At 65.8% G+C, this 14,898-nt stretch carries 17 protein-coding genes and 1 riboswitch; of the genes, 9 read left to right on the top strand and 8 right to left on the bottom strand.

Going from position 1 to position 14,898, the window contains the following annotated elements; all coding sequences use genetic code 11:
- The first annotated feature begins 9 nt into the window (after positions 1–9).
- The 3 genes from CAI21_RS14395 to CAI21_RS26040 all read left to right on the top strand — a co-directional run bounded on the left by CAI21_RS14395 (position 10) and on the right by CAI21_RS26040 (position 1,671).
- Complete coding sequence (locus CAI21_RS14395; protein WP_116348265.1) at positions 10–378, top strand: acyl carrier protein; 369 nt, start codon at positions 10–12, stop codon at positions 376–378.
- Positions 359–1,318: a mechanosensitive ion channel family protein gene (locus tag CAI21_RS14390; RefSeq protein ID WP_116302920.1), complete on the top strand. Its 960-nt coding sequence runs from the start codon at positions 359–361 to the stop codon at positions 1,316–1,318. Before CAI21_RS14395 ends, CAI21_RS14390 begins: the two co-directional genes overlap by 20 nt.
- Before the next feature lie 224 nt (positions 1,319–1,542).
- Positions 1,543–1,671 carry a YqhA family protein gene (locus CAI21_RS26040; RefSeq protein ID WP_404840879.1) on the top strand — a complete coding sequence of 43 codons (129 nt, stop codon included), beginning with the start codon at positions 1,543–1,545 and terminating at the stop codon, positions 1,669–1,671.
- Between the two features lie 62 nt (positions 1,672–1,733).
- Here CAI21_RS26040 and CAI21_RS24005 read toward each other — a convergent pair whose 3' ends face one another.
- Together CAI21_RS24005 and CAI21_RS14380 are read right to left on the bottom strand one after the other, a co-directional pair.
- Positions 1,734–2,333: a hemerythrin domain-containing protein gene (locus CAI21_RS24005; protein ID WP_220348324.1), complete on the bottom strand. Its 600-nt coding sequence runs from the start codon at positions 2,331–2,333 to the stop codon at positions 1,734–1,736.
- Entirely contained in the window at positions 2,273–4,015 is a 1,743-nt protein-coding gene (locus CAI21_RS14380) for a heavy metal translocating P-type ATPase (protein WP_220348317.1), read from the bottom strand. Before CAI21_RS14380 ends, CAI21_RS24005 begins: the two co-directional genes overlap by 61 nt.
- 132 nt (positions 4,016–4,147) lie before the next feature.
- A riboswitch (yybP-ykoY riboswitch) is annotated at positions 4,148–4,321 on the top strand.
- A gap of 7 nt (positions 4,322–4,328) precedes the next feature.
- On the opposite strand from CAI21_RS14380, the gene CAI21_RS14375 reads away from it, so the two are divergent.
- Positions 4,329–4,589 carry a TMEM165/GDT1 family protein gene (locus tag CAI21_RS14375; protein WP_258868182.1) on the top strand — a complete coding sequence of 87 codons (261 nt, stop codon included), beginning with the start codon at positions 4,329–4,331 and terminating at the stop codon, positions 4,587–4,589.
- 222 nt (positions 4,590–4,811) lie between these two features.
- A complete protein-coding gene (locus tag CAI21_RS14370; RefSeq protein ID WP_116302917.1) occupies positions 4,812–5,840 on the top strand; it encodes a sodium:calcium antiporter in 1,029 nt (342 codons plus the stop codon).
- Between the two features lie 85 nt (positions 5,841–5,925).
- On the opposite strand, the gene CAI21_RS14365 is transcribed toward CAI21_RS14370, so the two are convergent.
- Positions 5,926–6,087: a hypothetical protein gene (locus CAI21_RS14365; RefSeq protein WP_181919442.1), complete on the bottom strand. Its 162-nt coding sequence runs from the start codon at positions 6,085–6,087 to the stop codon at positions 5,926–5,928.
- 449 nt (positions 6,088–6,536) lie between these two features.
- Between CAI21_RS14365 and CAI21_RS14360 the strand changes: the two genes are divergently transcribed.
- From CAI21_RS14360 to CAI21_RS14350, 3 genes are all read left to right on the top strand, one after another.
- Positions 6,537–8,636 (top strand): copper-translocating P-type ATPase, encoded by a 2,100-nt coding sequence (locus CAI21_RS14360; protein ID WP_258868962.1) that lies wholly within the window; start codon positions 6,537–6,539, stop codon positions 8,634–8,636.
- A 161-nt stretch (positions 8,637–8,797) separates the two neighbouring features.
- Positions 8,798–9,523: a CorA family divalent cation transporter gene (locus CAI21_RS14355; RefSeq protein ID WP_181919441.1), complete on the top strand. Its 726-nt coding sequence runs from the start codon at positions 8,798–8,800 to the stop codon at positions 9,521–9,523.
- Complete coding sequence (locus tag CAI21_RS14350; RefSeq protein WP_116302915.1) at positions 9,520–9,870, top strand: CorA family divalent cation transporter; 351 nt, start codon at positions 9,520–9,522, stop codon at positions 9,868–9,870. Before CAI21_RS14355 ends, CAI21_RS14350 begins: the two co-directional genes overlap by 4 nt.
- A gap of 608 nt (positions 9,871–10,478) precedes the next feature.
- Here CAI21_RS14350 and CAI21_RS14345 read toward each other — a convergent pair.
- Together CAI21_RS14345 and CAI21_RS22915 are read right to left on the bottom strand one after the other, a co-directional pair.
- A complete protein-coding gene (locus tag CAI21_RS14345) occupies positions 10,479–11,411 on the bottom strand; it encodes a hypothetical protein (protein WP_116302914.1) in 933 nt (310 codons plus the stop codon).
- Between the two features lie 24 nt (positions 11,412–11,435).
- Positions 11,436–11,612 (bottom strand): hypothetical protein, encoded by a 177-nt coding sequence (locus CAI21_RS22915; RefSeq protein WP_220348310.1) that lies wholly within the window; start codon positions 11,610–11,612, stop codon positions 11,436–11,438.
- Positions 11,613–12,071: 459 nt separating this feature from the next.
- Here CAI21_RS22915 and CAI21_RS23235 point away from each other — a divergent pair, with 459 nt between their 5' ends.
- Entirely contained in the window at positions 12,072–12,227 is a 156-nt protein-coding gene (locus CAI21_RS23235; protein ID WP_181919440.1) for a hypothetical protein, read from the top strand.
- Between the two features lie 68 nt (positions 12,228–12,295).
- Here the strand turns inward: CAI21_RS23235 and CAI21_RS14335 are convergent, their stop codons facing one another.
- The 3 genes from CAI21_RS14335 to CAI21_RS14325 form a co-directional block, all read right to left on the bottom strand.
- Positions 12,296–13,231: an MBL fold metallo-hydrolase gene (locus tag CAI21_RS14335; RefSeq protein WP_116302912.1), complete on the bottom strand. Its 936-nt coding sequence runs from the start codon at positions 13,229–13,231 to the stop codon at positions 12,296–12,298.
- A 172-nt stretch (positions 13,232–13,403) separates the two neighbouring features.
- Positions 13,404–14,381 (bottom strand): hypothetical protein, encoded by a 978-nt coding sequence (locus CAI21_RS14330; RefSeq protein ID WP_116302911.1) that lies wholly within the window; start codon positions 14,379–14,381, stop codon positions 13,404–13,406.
- Between the two features lie 98 nt (positions 14,382–14,479).
- Positions 14,480–14,887: a RidA family protein gene (locus CAI21_RS14325; RefSeq protein ID WP_116302910.1), complete on the bottom strand. Its 408-nt coding sequence runs from the start codon at positions 14,885–14,887 to the stop codon at positions 14,480–14,482.
- Positions 14,888–14,898: the final 11 nt, after the last annotated feature.

Raw genomic sequence — 14,898 nt, 5'->3', positions numbered from 1 at the left:
AGCGCGCCGATGAGTGACTCGCAGGGCGAACCAAACGCAGCAGCCAGCGAAGGGGTGGAAACACGCCTGCTGACGCTTATCGCACGGCTCAGCGCCGAAGTCCGCTCGGGACCGCCAGGGCAGGCTCTACCTCCGATCACCCTGGACTCGCACCTTGAGCGGGATCTGGGGCTAGACAGTTTGGCGCGGGCGGAACTCCTCACTCGCATCGATACAGCGTTTAACGTCACCTTACCGGAAGATGCATTCCATGCGGACAGTGCGCGTGCCCTGATGCCCCTGATAGGCATGGCAGACATGTACGGCGACGCGGTTGACCGCCCTCCGAGGCCCCTTCTTCGCGCCTCTGATCGAAGTTGTGAAGCCGATCAAAGGTAATCGCGTGACGGCCGCCACAGTTGGCCGGATAATCGACGCCTCGTCAGGGTTGCGAAGCATTGAGGTTCCCGTGGAGCTATTCGCCAATTTTTCGGCAGGTCCACTTCTGAGTAAGCTCATCAGCAGTGTACTGCTCATTGCAGGCTTGACTTTCGCCTATCGGTTCGCTGCGGCAAGCATCCGCCGCCTGGAGTGGTCCACGCTGGAGGCGCGGCGGCGCTGGCTCGTTATGGTGCGCAACGTGGCGGTGCTGCTCTGTCTGTTCCTACTCGTAGTGGTCTGGGCCGAGCAACTCCGTACGCTGGCTTTGTCCGTTGTTGCGTTTGCCGCGGCGATCATCCTCTCGACCAAGGAGCTGCTGATGTGCTTGACGGGCGGCATGCTACGCTCGAGCACAAACATGTTCAGCATCGGCGACCGGGTCGAGGTCAAGAAGCTGCGGGGCGATGTAATCGACCTGAACATGCTAACCACCACTGTTCTCGAGATCGGCCCCGACCAGCTATCCCATCAACACACAGGGCGTGCGGTGGTTATACCTAATTCGGTATTTCTTGCCGAACCGGTCGTCAACGAGAGCTACACCGAAGACTACGTCCTCCACACAAGCGTCATGCCCGCCTCGCGCAAAGAGGACTGGGTGCGCATCGAGAGACATCTGCTGCAAGCCGCCACAGAGGTGTGCGAGGAGTTCATCGACGCCGCGCAGCGACACATCTCGCGCGTTGGGCGGCGCCAGGGAATCGAGGTGCCCTCCGTACAGCCGCGGGTCACGCTGCTCTTTCCAAAGCCTGAAGAGATCCATCTGATCGCTCGCTTTCCCGTTCCTGCGCGGAGGAAGGGACGTACGGAGCAAGCTATCCTGCGGCGCTTCCTGGAGCTGGAAAGCCTTACGCAGGTGTCGCCGCCCGATGCTGAGCTGCCGCCAGTACAGTTTTAGCGCGGACAGCCTCAGCCGAGCCAACACAAGGCTATTGTGTTGCGGCGCATCGCCCAAGCTAAACATGCCAAGGGCCGCGAGCATCCGTTCCGCTCAGCAGATTACATAGGGGTTAGCTGCCGCCCAAGGCGCGCCCGACCGGCCTAGGCCTGCACCATGATAAAGGCAGCCTGCGTCAACTGTTTCTGGTTATCGCCAGCGTCTGGACGCCTGAAAATCATGACGTGGTACTTGCGGTGCTTGCCCTGGTCGATACCACTCTGATCGCCAGCCTTTTGCTGATCCTGCTGTTCAGCGGCTATCGGAACTTCGTGGCACGGCCACTCACCTGCCCGCTGGCTCGAGAGCGCTAGCTTTCTCGATCTCAAGATAAAGCTCATCGGCACCAAGGAATTGATCAGCGTCTCCCTAGGCCTCACTCAAGGTTAAAGTACAGCTCGTCTTCCTGAGCAAAGTGCAATCTGAGAACGGCATCCAGCTCGAACAGCAGGCGTCTTAGCTCCTGCAACTGCCGCTCGTCCGGCGGTGCCTGCCCCAGCGCTGCGATCCGTTGATCCAGACGGCGCGCCAGGCAGAAGATCTCGCGATGCCCCCGACTCATGCTTCCAAGCGGATCGAACCCTCCCACGATCGGCGCAAGCTTAGGATAAAGCTGCGCCTCGTCCTCGCGCTCATGTGGAAGAAGACGCTGCGCGATAACCTCTGCGACCGCATCGAGCTCAGGCAGCACATCGGTCGTCTCGCGGTCGTTGAGGGCCTTCGCCGCCCGCTCGATACGCTCCAACACAGGATGCAGTCGCTCATGCTGCGCCCGCAGCTCTTGAGCAAGCTCCGGCGGCAGTCGCGGCGCTCGCCGTTGCTCGGGGTCGGAGCGCAGCGCCCGCAACGCGTTGAGAATAACCGCCACATCGATCCCTTCCTGCAGCACCGCTCCGGCAACCGGGGCCAGCAGGCCTACCGCCGCAAACCCCATCGCCACCCCGGAAAGCCCCATTCCCACCACGACACTCTGCAAGGCGATGCGCCGTCCGCGCTGCGCGATCCGGAGACCTTCGGGAAGACGGTCGAAGCGATCGACCAACAACACCACGTCCCCCGCCTCCGAGGACGCCGCCGAGCCGCGCGCGCCCATGGCGATTCCCACGTGCGCCGCCGCCAGCGCCGGGGCGTCGTTGATGCCGTCGCCGGCCATCGCCGTAACGCCATTGGCGCGTTCGGCCGTGACCGCCTCGACCTTGCCGGCCGCGAGCGCTCGCCCAGCACCGCATCGACACCCAAGGCCGTGGCAACCGCCTCCGCTATCTCCTGGCGATCGCCGCTGAGCATCACGGTGCGCCGCACACCTGCGCGACGCAGCTCACGCAGGGCACGCGGGGTATCCAGGCGGATTTGATCGGACAGCAACAGCACGCCGGCCAGCCGCCCATCCACACCGACGAAGGCACCGGATAGGCCCTCGAGCTCCATCCGCTCGAGCACGCTTGCGGTCCAGGCGTCGGCTTCGCCACCGAAGCTTGCCAGCGCGAGCGAGCCGACCGCCACCTCGCGCCCGTCGACCCGGCCGCGCAGCCCCTCCCCTGCATGCTCCTGCGCCCCTTGGGGCAGGCTCAGTGCCAACGTCCGCCGACGCGCCTCGGTCACCAGCGACTGCGCCGTGACGTGCTGTGAAACCTGATCCAGCGAGGCGGCCAAGCGCAGCAGCTCATCGGCATCGACACCGGCCCGTACCTCAATTGCCACCAGCCGCGCCAGGCCGGTGGTCAGGGTCCCGGTCTTGTCGAACAGCATGACGTTGACCCGCGCCAGCTGCTCCAGCGCCGCCCCGTTCTTGATCAGGATGCCGCGCCGGGCCGCGCGCGAGATCGCCGCCACGATGGCCACCGGCGCGGCCAGGATCAGCGGGCATGGCGTCGCCACCACCAGCACCGCGAGCGCCCGCACCGGCTCGCCGGAATAGGCCCACGCCAGGGCGGCAATGAGCAGCACCAGTGGGGTAAACAGCAACGCGTAGCGGTCGGCCATGCGGGTAAACGGCGCCTCGCCGGCCTGCGCCTGCTCGACCATCCGCACCACCCCGGCGTAGGTGCTGTCGGCCGCGGTGGCCAGGGCCTGCATCTCCAGCGGCCCGCCGGCGTTGACGACGCCGCTCGCCAGGCGCTCGCCGCGCGCGCGCAGGCGTGGCACCGACTCGCCGGTCAGGGCCGCCTCGTCGAGCTGCGCCGAACTCGACGAGAGCAGGCCGTCGACGGGGACGATCTCGCCCGGTTTGACCAGCAGGTGATCGCCGACCGCCACCGCATCCACCGGCACCGCCTCGGCTCCGGCGGCCGTGAGCCGGTGGGCCAGCCGCGGCGCCCGCTCCAGCAAGGCGGTGAGCGCCTTGCGGGCCCGGCGGCCGGCGTATTCCTCAAGCATCCGACCGCTGGCGAACATGAACGCGATGACGGCGCCGGCAAGATACTCCGCAAGCACCAGGGTGCCGGCCATGGTCAGCAGCGCCAACAGGTCGATGCCGGCCTGGCGCCGCCACAGCGCGCGCAGGGTCTCCACCGTTGCAACGATCAGCATCATTACGATCGCCGCGATCCACGGCGGCGCGGGCGAGGCACCAAGCAGCCATGCCACGCCGCCCGCGACGAGCAGGCCGGCGACCAGCGCGGTCAGCATCAGGTTGCGGTTCGAGATCCAGGAGCCCATGGCCGTCCGCCCTCCGTCCTTGCGGTGAACATACGGGCTACGGCCGCCTTCGAATAGGTGCCCGCGAGACGCGGCACGCGGCCTCTTTCCTGGCCCGGCGACTTGGCACTACATGATGAAGTTGCTACGATGCCCGCCGTCTTAGGGGAGTAGCCGCCTTCGCTCCGGCGGAGGGCGCCTGTCAACATAGTTGGCCCGCATGGGCCATGGCATGCGCGACTTCGGTTTGGCGAGACCTTTGACACGATTCCCTCGTCCGGGGTGGGCGGGGTTTCGTGTCATCGGTCAACAGCCCGCCCCTGAGGAACCCACCGTGGAAGCGCTTCTCGTCTCTACCCTGCTGGTCGCCCTGGCCGAGATCGGCGACAAGACTCAAGTCGCTACCGTGGTCCTGGCGGCGCGGTTCGAGGAAACCCTGTTGGTCATCGTCGGAACCACCGTCGGCATGCTGGCGGCGAACGTACCGGTGGTACTCGCTGGCGGTTTTGCAGCTGAGAAACTGCCACTGAAGCTGATCCGCGGCATCGCGGCCCTGCTGTTCATCGGGCTTGGCATCTATGCCTTGCTGGCTTGAGACCGCACCCGGGTCCGTAGACCGCTAACCGCCCGAGCTTGAGCCCGCGGCGCGGCGGCCGCAAGTTCGGGCGGAGTTGGAGGATTGGCGCAGGGGCGTCCCGATCGAGGCCGCCTTGCCGCGGCGGCCCGGTTACGGCAGGGAGCGGATATCGAAGCGCCACCCCCGTTTCGCCGGAAGCCGCCTATGTCTCGGCAGAGGAGGTAAGGGGCGATTCTGGGAGTGGAACAATGGCCGGTCTGGCTGAACCTGGCTCTGTTCGTACTCGCCGCCGCAGCCGTTTACCAGGCCGGCGTTCGTCTGGCCGTGGCCGCAGACCTGCTTGCCGAGCGCACCGGCATCGGTCGCGCCTTGCTGGGAGCCGTGCTACTCGGTGGAGTCACCTCGCTGCCCGAAGGCAGCACTACAGTCGCAGCGGCGGCGATCGGCAGCCCGGCCCTGGCGGTCAACAACATCCTCGGCGGCGTGGCCATGCAGGTCGTCGTGCTGGCGCTCGCGGACAGCGTGCTGCGCCGTCATCCGCTGTCGTTCGAGGTTGCGCAGCCCTCGGTTCTGCTGCAGGCGGCGCTCTGCACGCTGCTGCTAGGCATCACCGCGGCCGGCCTGTTGCTCGGCGACGTCAACCTGTTCGGGCTGGGCGCGTGGACGATCGCGATCTTCGTCTGCGCCCTGCTCGCCTTCGCATTGCTGCACCAGGGGCGTGCCCGCGAGCCCTGGAAGCCGAGGCGGTTTCCGCACGTCGATAGCGTGGCGGGACGGGACGCGGCCTCGCTCAGAACGACCCGGGGCCTGATACTCGGCATCGGCGGCCTCGGTCTGGTCATTCTGGTCGCGGGGATCGTACTGGCTCAGATGGCCGACGCACTCGCAGTGCAAACCGGCCTCGGGACAGGCCTGATCGGCGCCCTGCTGCTCGCGCTGGCCACCTCGCTCCCGGAACTGAGCACGACGATCTCCGCGATTCGGCTCGGCCAACACACCATGGCCTACTCGAACATCTTCGGCGCCAATATCCTCGACCTGTCGCTACTGCTGCTCGCGGATGCCGCCTACCGCGGAGGGCCAGTGCTGAACCACACCGGCACCTTCGCACTCGGCATGACCCTGCTCGCCATCTTGCTCACGACGGTCGCGTTGATCGGCCTGCTGGAACGCCGCAGGCTCATAATCTGGCGCTTCGGGGTCGACTCGCTGGTCATGCTGCTCCTCTATGTCGGCGGGTTCGCGCTGCTGTATCGCGTCGCGGGGTAAGGCCTGCGCGGTGGCAAGAGCCGGCCCTCCGCGCTCAGCGCGGCATCGGCGGTCGAGACCGGAGACCGCCTTTCCGTTTACCCGGTCAGCCGCCGAACATGAAGGCCGACTGCAGGCTGCCGAGCACCCGATCCTGAAACGCCTGCCGACCGGTGTCTTCACCGGCGCCGCCGGCCATCGCATGCAGCGGCAGCAGGTGTTCCTCGCGCGGGTGGGAGGCGCGCCCACGGCGCTCGCCGAGCATCACCTGGTGGGGTCGCGTGAGTTCGCGGGTGCCGGCCGGCCATTCGCACCAGCGACTACGCCGGCGTGCTGCGCCTGACGATCGCGGGCGGCGGGATCGGCCCCGTCCCGGACCTGATTGCCGCCGCGGGTGCGGGTCTTCCGCGAGTTCGTGCGGGCGGAGCTCGGCGCCCTGCAAGCGCAACTCCTCGCCCGCGCTTGAGCCGTCTTGCCCCCTTCTCGCGCGCGCTGAGCCGCGGGTGGTTTGGAGTCGGCCACGAAAGCACAGCCGGCACTGCTGCCGGAGGGGCTTACGGCCCTCATGCGGACTCGCCAGAGCCCGATGCCTCGCCTGTGCACGCGGGCACTCCCACAGGGGGCGGTCGTGGTCTCAGCTGATACCGGACCAGGCATTGGCTAGCGCGGCAGTGGCCCCCAATGCACGGCGGAGGCAGAGCAGCCGAAGTTGACCTTATGGACGACGGCAATCGGCACCCTCGGCATCACCACGACCCGGCGGCGGACAAGCCCGGCTATCCCGAGCACCCGAAACATGGCCGGAAAGCGCAGGCGCTCGAAGGCGAAGCGGAACCTGCGCAACGCGGCCACGACAAGCATGCCGGCCACAGCGTCGCGATGTTTCGCAACAAGTTCTGGCTCTCGCTCGCGCTGACCGTTCCCATCGTGCTCTGGGGCCACATGCTGCCCCGCCTGACCGGCTTTCACGCACCGACCTTCCCCGGCTCGGAGTGGATCGCGCCCGCCTTCGGGACCGTCGTGTTTTTCTACGGCGGCTGGGTCTTCCTGCAGGGCGCTGCGCGCGAGCTGAGAGACCGCGTGCCGGGCATGATGACGCTCATCGCCCTGGCGATCACGGTCGCCTTTGGCTTCAGCGTCATCGTCACCCTCGGCTACCCCGGCATGCCGCTGTGGGACGAGCTGGCGACCCTGGTGACCGTGATGCTGCTCGGCCACTGGATCGAGATGCGCTCCATCTTTCAGGCCCAGGGCGCGCTCAAGGCGCTGGCCAGGCTGTTGCCCAGCCAAGCGGTACGCGTCCGCGGCGATAGGCTGGAGGAAGTCGCCGTCGACGAGCTGCGCCCCAGCGACACGGTGCTGATCCGGCCCGGCGCCAAGGTGCCCGCCGACGGCACGGTGATCAGCGGCCATAGCGACGTCAACGAGGCGATGATCACCGGCGAGTCGCGTCCGGTGGCCAAGGACGCGGGCGATAAGGTGATCGCCGGCACCGTCAACGGCGGCGGCTCGCTGCGGGTCGACGTCACCGAATCGGGCGAGCAGACCGCGCTGGCCGGAATCATGCGCACGGTCGAGCAGGCGCAGGCGTCGCGCTCGCGCGCCCAGGCGCTGGCGGACCGCGCCGCGTTCTTTCTGACGTTCGTGGCGGTGAGCGCGGCCGTGCTCACCGCCCTTGTCTGGATTGCCCTGGACGCCGAGGGGGCCTTCGTGGTCGAGCGGGTGGTGACCGTGCTGGTCATCGCCTGCCCACACGCACTAGGACTGGCGGTGCCCCTGGTGATCGCCATCTCGACCAGCCTGGGCGCAAGCAGTGGCCTGCTCGTGCGGCAACGGCGCGGACTCGAACAGGCGCGCGAGCTGGATGTAGTGGTCTTCGACAAGACCGGAACGCTGACCTTGGGCGAGCATCGAGTGGTCGACATGGCGGTCGCCGGCGGGCTTACGCGAGACGAGGCACTGCGACTCGCCGCCGGGGTCGAACGCGACTCGGAACACCCGCTGGCGCGCGCCATCGTGCACAGCGCCGAAGACCAGCAGCTGCAGGTTCCCGAGGCCCTCGAGTTCGCCTCCGCCGCCGGCGAAGGCGTGAGCGCGCGGGTGGAAGACAGGTGGCTGCGCATGGGCGGTCCGAACCTGCTGCGCGCGCTGGAGCTCAGCCCGCCGCAGACGCTGCGGGACGCCGCCCGCCGCTACGCCGACCAGGGACGCTCGGCGATCTGGCTGATCGAGGGGCAGGCGGCGCTGGCCGTATTCGCGATCGCGGACGCCGTTCGGCCGGAGTCGCGGGAAGCCGTTCGGCGCCTGCATGAGGCGGGGATCGAGGTCGCCATGCTCACCGGCGATTCCCAGGCCGTCGCCCAGGCGGTGGCGACCGAGCTCGGCATCGACACGGTGTTCGCCGAGGTGTTGCCACAGGACAAGGCCGAGAAGATCAAGCAGCTGCAGCGCCGCGGCAAGCGGGTGGCGATGGTGGGCGACGGCGTCAACGATGCCCCCGCACTGGTCACTGCGGACGTCGGCGTCGCCATCGGCGCCGGCACCAGTGTTGCCGTCGAGGCCGGCGATGTGGTGCTGGTGCGCAGCGATCCGCGCGACGTGCCGCGCATTGTCACGCTAAGCCGCGCCACCTACCGCAAGATGCTGCAGAACCTGTGGTGGGCGGCTGGCTACAACATCGTCGCGATTCCGCTGGCGGCGGGGCTGTTCGCCGCCTGGGGCCTGCTGCTGGTTCCCGCCGTGGGCGCGGTGCTGATGTCGGCCAGCACCGTCATCGTCGCGCTCAACGCCCAGCTGCTGAGGCGGGCACCCCTCTAAATAGCCACACTGCCCGCACGCTGCGACGAGCGAGCGCCCTGCTACGGGCTCGCAGGGTGCGAGCCGGACCAGACGGTCCTAGCAGAGCGCTTGACCGGGACCGACTTCTTTCAGCATCGGCGCAACCAGTGTCGCCACGGCAGCACGCGGGAGGAGAACTCGTGAAGTACATAAGCAAAACCCGAAACCCACCGGGAAGCCCACCGGGCCAATGGCAGGACAGTGCCGGCAGCGAATGCCGCATCACCCTGATCAGGTATACCGCCGAGGCTTATCAGGCCGTCGAGGCATTCGACATCGCCCGCTGCCGGGAGTGGCTTGGGCGCGGCGAAACGCTATGGCTGGATATCGAAGGCACACCGGGCCCAGAACTGTTACGTGACGTCGCCGAGCTCTTCTCGGTGCACCATTTGGTTCTGGAGGACATCTGCCACCCCGGGCAACGCGCCAAGGTCGAGGATTACGAGCGCTACCTGTTCCTCGTCCTGCGGCGACCGCGCTGGAGCGACCACGGGCTGTCCTTGCGCCAAGTCAGCCTGCTGCTGGGCGAGCACTTTGTCATCAGCATCGATGACGACGCCGGTGACGATCAGTTCGCCCCGGTGCGCCGCCGGCTCGAGGCGGCCCCCGAAGGCCGCCTGCGCACGAGCGGCACAGACTATCTCTTCTATGCCCTGACCGATCTGCTGGTGGATCAGGGCTTCCCCGTCCTTGAGCGGTATGCCGATGAACTGGAGGCGCTGGAAGCGGCCATCCTCGAAGACCCGCGACAACCCGGTCTCATGGACCGGATTCACCGCGCGCGGCGGGAGCTGGTGTTTCTGCACCGGGCGCTGTGGTCACAGCAAGAGGTAACCGAAATGCTGCTGCGCCATGACTCCCCCTGATCACCCCGGCGAGCGAGGTCTTCCTGCGCGATTGCGCCGACCACGCGCGCCACCTGTTGGAGCAGGCCGACAGTTACCGGGAGATGAGTCGCGCGATGCTGGACCTGCTGATGAGCGCGGTCAATCAGCAGATGAACGACATCATGCGGGTACTGACCATCATCGCCACCACCTTCATCCCGCTGTCGGTCATCGTCGGCATCTACGGGATGAACTTCGATACCGGCGCCAGCCCGTGGAACATGCCAGAACTTGGCTGGCGCTACGGCTATCCCGCCGTGCTGGCGCTGCTGGCAGTGGTCGGCGGCGCCATGCTCATCTACTTCAGACGCAAGCGCTGGCTCTAGGAGTCAGGGCGGCCCACTCCCCGCTCGGCGGCGGCTGGGCATACACCGCGCGCCGGCGCCAGAGCGGCCAAACCAGCGAGGGTGTTATCAGGATCGATCCGGGGGGATTCGCGCCAAACAAAAAGCCCCGCTCGGTGGCGGGGCTTTAAGCACCTGACAGGCCAGGATTTATTTGGTAGGCGCGATTGGACTCGAACCAACGACCCCCACCATGTCAAGAAGGAATGCATTTGGCGGTAAGTTGCTGACAGTGCGAGTCTTCCGGGGCTCTCGCGCTAGCCTCAGAAGGCTTCAAAAGAGGACCTCCGGGCGCAAGATAAGCAAGCACTTGCACGCTGATTTTGAACCAGAGCCAGCGGGCATCGGCTTCCTCTGGCGCGCCCTTTTGAAGGTGTAGCCAACCAGTGGCAGGTCCGATCCCTACAACGCAACTCACCGGCGGTAGGCGCCAAACTAATCGGCGTGGCCCCACCCGTTTCGCACCCAGTAAGTACTAAACTGTTGCTAGGTTTCCGAAGGCGAGCTACGAAAAAGACGGCGCGTCCTGAGCACACGGCGGGCGAAGCACCCCGCCAAAGCGTCTGTTCGCCATAAAAAGTTCTGCGAAATCAATCACGCGTCGGCGCCCCGATGAAGTAGTGCGCCTCACCACTGTTCAGGACCACAGGCGTGAACCGCGTGAAGTCGCGGGTGAACGCCCTGGCGTAGTAGATGTACACCCACGCCGGAAGATTGGCGCTCAGCTGAAGGATGCCTTCATCGCCTAGCTCGGCAAGCTCCCCAACGCCGCGAGTTCGGATACCGAACAAAACAGGGCCGTGCGCACGCTCGCCGCCGCCCCCAAGAAACTGGGGAGCCGGGCGAGGTTCCGGGAACGGAAAGCTTGACGCCCTCAGGTAGGATCGCTCTTCAGGATCCAGCCAGTAGGTGGCGAACGTCATGCCCAAGCTGCAGTCCGCCTCGAACACGTCCATACGGGCCCAACGCACCCGCGCACAGTCGGGGGTGTGGTAGTAAGGCCGCGGGTCGCTGCTGTCGGCATCGAGCACCGTGCGCTCGTGCGGCTGCTCCGAAAGCGGGCTGATCCTAAACAGCGCGTCGAGGAACTCGGCCTCCAAGTCCTGCAACGTCTTCCCCTCTGGAAGCCATGCGATGAACCAAGTCTCCCGCGCCGGGACCATTTCCCCCGCCGACAGCCAGCTTATTGCACTTAAGACGCTGCCAGCACCGGGGCTCAAGCCAGTAGGCGGAGAGACGTAGCTGATCCTCGCTGCGGCCGCAGCGACCGGCAGGTTCGCCCGCGAGACGTCACGCACTTCGCCGCTTACTGCGCTAGACAGTTCAGGGTTTGCCTCCACCAGGGCCGCGTACTCCTCGTAAGGCAGGTCGGAAATGCCTGCAATCCCTGCCGCCCGAGCAACGTTCAATGCGAGGGAAGCATCTGGATCATAAGAATAAGCGAGCACAGCAGGAGAGTGGCTAGGATTGGACGTGGCGCAGCCCGCGAGTAACACCAGGATTAAGGCTAGGAAGTACGGCATGCGGATACTCAAGCGGCTAAAGGTTTAAGCAAAGCCTCCCCGAGCCCAGGATAGGCACACACTGAAGTAGCGGCCGCTCGGTCGGAACCTTGAGGGCAGCAAGAGCAGCTTAGCGACCCTCCCGATACCGCCAAGCGCGTCCTGTGCCAGCGCGACGGCCCAGACATGGCCGTTGAGTATGGCGAGCAGGGTCTCGGCCATCACACCGACCCTTCCGACTCATCGTCCAGATCGGGGTAATCCAGATCGAACGGTCGACGGGTTAGGGGCCGAACGTCCGGCTCGTTTGGCAGCGGGGCGAGTACGCGCGCGGCGAGGCCCCAATGTCCTTGGCACGTCCGAGCGTCAAGCCCGCAGGGTGCTGAGCCCGCTGCTCGCGGAGGGACTACTGGCCTCGAAATCGGAGAGAGCCCCGGTACGATTGGGCTTTCCGGCGCATGCCGCCGGCTACCTCGTTCCGGACCTCTACCCGCCTCGATAGCACGCCGGGCAATCCTGTTAAAGAGCGATACTGCTGTCGCCACTTTTTCCTGCCACGGGTTGTCATTGCCGTGGCAGCGCTTTGCCGCCGGGTAGGCAGCAGAGTCGAAGAGTTGAGGCATTGTGTCCAATCCCTGGCGGCGCATGGACGCGCTCGCTAGCGTAGACATGCGACGGACCATGAGTGATAAGCAGAGCCTGCACTTGAATACACTGACGGGAGACGCTGCACACGCTGTGCGCGAACAGTGGTTCGGCCATCCCGACGTACTGCAGTTGGAGTGCCAGACGCTGATGGCCAGACCCAAACGCCGCCGCGGCGGCCCGAGATTGTGACCGGACGAACGGCGTCTCGTACGGAGGTAATCGCCACAGGCGGTTGCCACCGATCCGGCGTAAAACCCTCAGCCACCCAGCCGGTAGAACCCCGATTCGTCCATCGTCACGCGCCCGTCCGCCAGCAGTTCGCTCAGGTGCTGCGAGATCGTGCGGGTTTCGGCGTCCGTCACCCAGCCGGCATTGAAGCCGGGAGGATAAAGTAGCCGCTGCTCCACCAGTTGTTCCAACGTCTTCGGTGATTCGCCCAGCAAGGCCAGCAACCGTTGTTCGCGTTCGTCGATCTTGGCGGCGAAGGCGGCAAGGTCCTTGAGGAAATGCTCGCGGTCGGTGTAGACACCCCGGTGGTGGGAGGTTACCCAGACCTTCGCCGGGATATCGGGCAAGCGAGCCAGGCTGCGTCGAAAGTCCGCCAGGCTCGAACAGGCGTCCCCGTAGTACGGCCCGAATCCGCTCAGGTCGATATCGCCGATGAAGGCGATCCCCTCTGGCTCGACCAGCAGCACGGTATGCCCCGCGGTATGGCCGGGCATGTGAATAGCGCGAACCGTGACCTGGCCGAAATCCCAGGTCATGCCGTCCTGGTAGCCCTTGGCATCCGGCCGGGGCACGTAGAAGAAATCCCGCCGGAATGCCTCCAGTGCCTGCGCGATGCGCTCCTCGGACTCCCAACCGAAATGCGCCGCCAGGCCTTCCCAGCTGCGGGCCGCCGACACGTCGGCCTCGGGCGCGTAAACCTCGGCGTTGGGCAGACGGTGCAGGCCGGCCATGTGGTCCTCGTGCACGTGCCCCAGCACGACCAGCTCCGTGGCGTCGAACTCTGCACCGATGTAGTTCGAGACGATGGGTGTATCGAAAGCGGCCAGGGTGTCCGAACCGCGAATGAGCACCTGATTGCCGTCCGGATACTTGCCGCTCTTCTCGCCGAAGAAGACGGAAACGCGGCCGAAAGCAGCGCGCTGGATGCGTGTTTGCGAACGTTGGTTTACTCCGTCGGAGTTCATAGTGGCTACCTTGCTTCAGGAAAAGATCTGTGGAATCCGCTCTGAGAGCTCACGCGATACTGCATCTTCCATACTTGGCAAAGAGAATGGAGCAGGGCTTCGGTACACCACCCCCAACCTTCGGTATGTCTTCAGGTCTTCTGCCATTTTACCCGTTCTCACTCCATTGGCGTCAGATGCTGAGCTTCACTGGCGTGTGCAAGCCACCGGGCAGGGGTTGCACCCCGCGAATGGCGTGAACGAAGCGCGCCGCCGTACCCGGATAGGGATCCAGAGGATTCGTGACATCGATGACGATCTCGGTGCCATCGCCGCCGATGGCCGTGACCAACAGGGCCCGTTCAAAGCCTTCGAACGAGCCACCCGGCAGGCCTGTCCAACCGAGGCGCACCCGCTCCTTGCCATCATGAAGGACCACCGCGGACTCATCGAAGCCAACGCGATCACCCGGACTAACCTGTATGCCGGCCACTTCGGTGGCGGCCTCGGCAATCACGAAGCCGCCACGCCGCTCCGACTTCACGCCGCCCAAGCCAAGCACCTCGGCAATCATCTCCGCCGATTCCTGCAAAATGCCGCCGATCGGCCCGACTCCATCCTCGGGCGGACGCCCCAGGCCAAGCTCGTCCGCCAGTACGCCGGCTCCCCACGAGGTGATGTCGGAGCAGGCTTGGCCGACGATGGAAACCGGCGCAGGCAATGCACTGGTCAACAGCGAGGGCAACACGTCGAGCCAAAACCCCGGCAGCATGCCCGTGCCCACGATGCGCGAACCCGTCGCTGCCGCGCGTTCCTGCAAGCGCTCGTGCATCTCCGGCGGCAGCCGCAGGCGAGGATGCGCGAAACAGGCGTGCACCATGTCGACACCAGCATCGGCGCACAGGGCCATGGTCTTGTAGAGAACGTCGCCCGAGAGGCCCGCGTAAAGGAGCACCTCGAAATCGCCGGAGCGCACGACGCCTTCCAAGTCCGTCGTCGCCAAGACCCCGACCGGTGCGCCGCCGGTCAGCACCCCAATGTCCTGGCCCGCCTGTTCATCAAAGAACGCAATCGCCGTCGTCAGCGTGTGCGGACTCGACGCCACGGCGCGGACGATCTCACCCGCAGCCTTGCCGGTACCGTAAATGCCTACTCGTCGTGTCTCGGTCATCACAGCTTTCCTCTTGAGTTTCGGTTGGCCATTGCATGACGGTGTTGGCCGGGCCATTTCGGACACCAAACTGACCCATGCGCGGTTGCGTCGCAGCGTCAGTCCGCGCCGCATCCAGCAACAGCGATGGCGCGGATCTCGATCTTGAATTCAGGCCGAGCGAGCTGAGTGACGCCCACGCCCGTCCATGACGGGTAGTCGCTCGGCAAGTACTCGTCCTTGACCTTGACGAACTCCTGAATGTCGCTGCCCTCCATGTCGAGGTGGAATGTCATGATCTCGACGATGTCAGCCATGGTGGCGCCCGCGGCTTCAAGGACGGTCTTCAGGTTTTCAAACGCTAGCCTGGCCTGTGCCTCCATGCCCTGCCCAACGGTGTTGGTGGCGCGGTCCATGCCCACCTGGCCGGACACCCAGATCATGTCGCCGACACGAGTTGCCGATGAAAGGTGCAGGCGGTCGTACAGTTCCCGAGCCTCGCTCGGGTTGATCATTTGTCGCTTCATCTTTGTTCTCC

Origin of the sequence: Alkalilimnicola ehrlichii (assembly GCF_003399765.1) — a bacterium.
Taxonomy (GTDB): domain Bacteria; phylum Pseudomonadota; class Gammaproteobacteria; order Nitrococcales; family AK92; genus AK92.
This window is presented reverse-complemented; position numbering and strand designations above follow the sequence as displayed.

Excerpts from the sequence above, each read along its gene's own strand:
- CAI21_RS14395 (WP_116348265.1), top strand. The coding sequence starts at position 10 with ATGAGTGACTCGCAGGGCGAACCAAACGCAGCAGCCAGCGAAGGGGTG.
- CAI21_RS14380 (WP_220348317.1), bottom strand. The coding sequence starts at position 4,015 with ATGGGCTCCTGGATCTCGAACCGCAACCTGATGCTGACCGCGCTGGTC.
- CAI21_RS14360 (WP_258868962.1), top strand. The coding sequence starts at position 6,537 with ATGGACGACGGCAATCGGCACCCTCGGCATCACCACGACCCGGCGGCG.
- CAI21_RS14345 (WP_116302914.1), bottom strand. The coding sequence starts at position 11,411 with ATGCCGTACTTCCTAGCCTTAATCCTGGTGTTACTCGCGGGCTGCGCC.
- CAI21_RS22915 (WP_220348310.1), bottom strand. The coding sequence starts at position 11,612 with ATGGCCGAGACCCTGCTCGCCATACTCAACGGCCATGTCTGGGCCGTC.
- CAI21_RS23235 (WP_181919440.1), top strand. The coding sequence starts at position 12,072 with ATGAGTGATAAGCAGAGCCTGCACTTGAATACACTGACGGGAGACGCT.
- CAI21_RS14335 (WP_116302912.1), bottom strand. The coding sequence starts at position 13,231 with ATGAACTCCGACGGAGTAAACCAACGTTCGCAAACACGCATCCAGCGC.
- CAI21_RS14330 (WP_116302911.1), bottom strand. The coding sequence starts at position 14,381 with ATGACCGAGACACGACGAGTAGGCATTTACGGTACCGGCAAGGCTGCG.
- CAI21_RS14325 (WP_116302910.1), bottom strand. The coding sequence starts at position 14,887 with ATGAAGCGACAAATGATCAACCCGAGCGAGGCTCGGGAACTGTACGAC.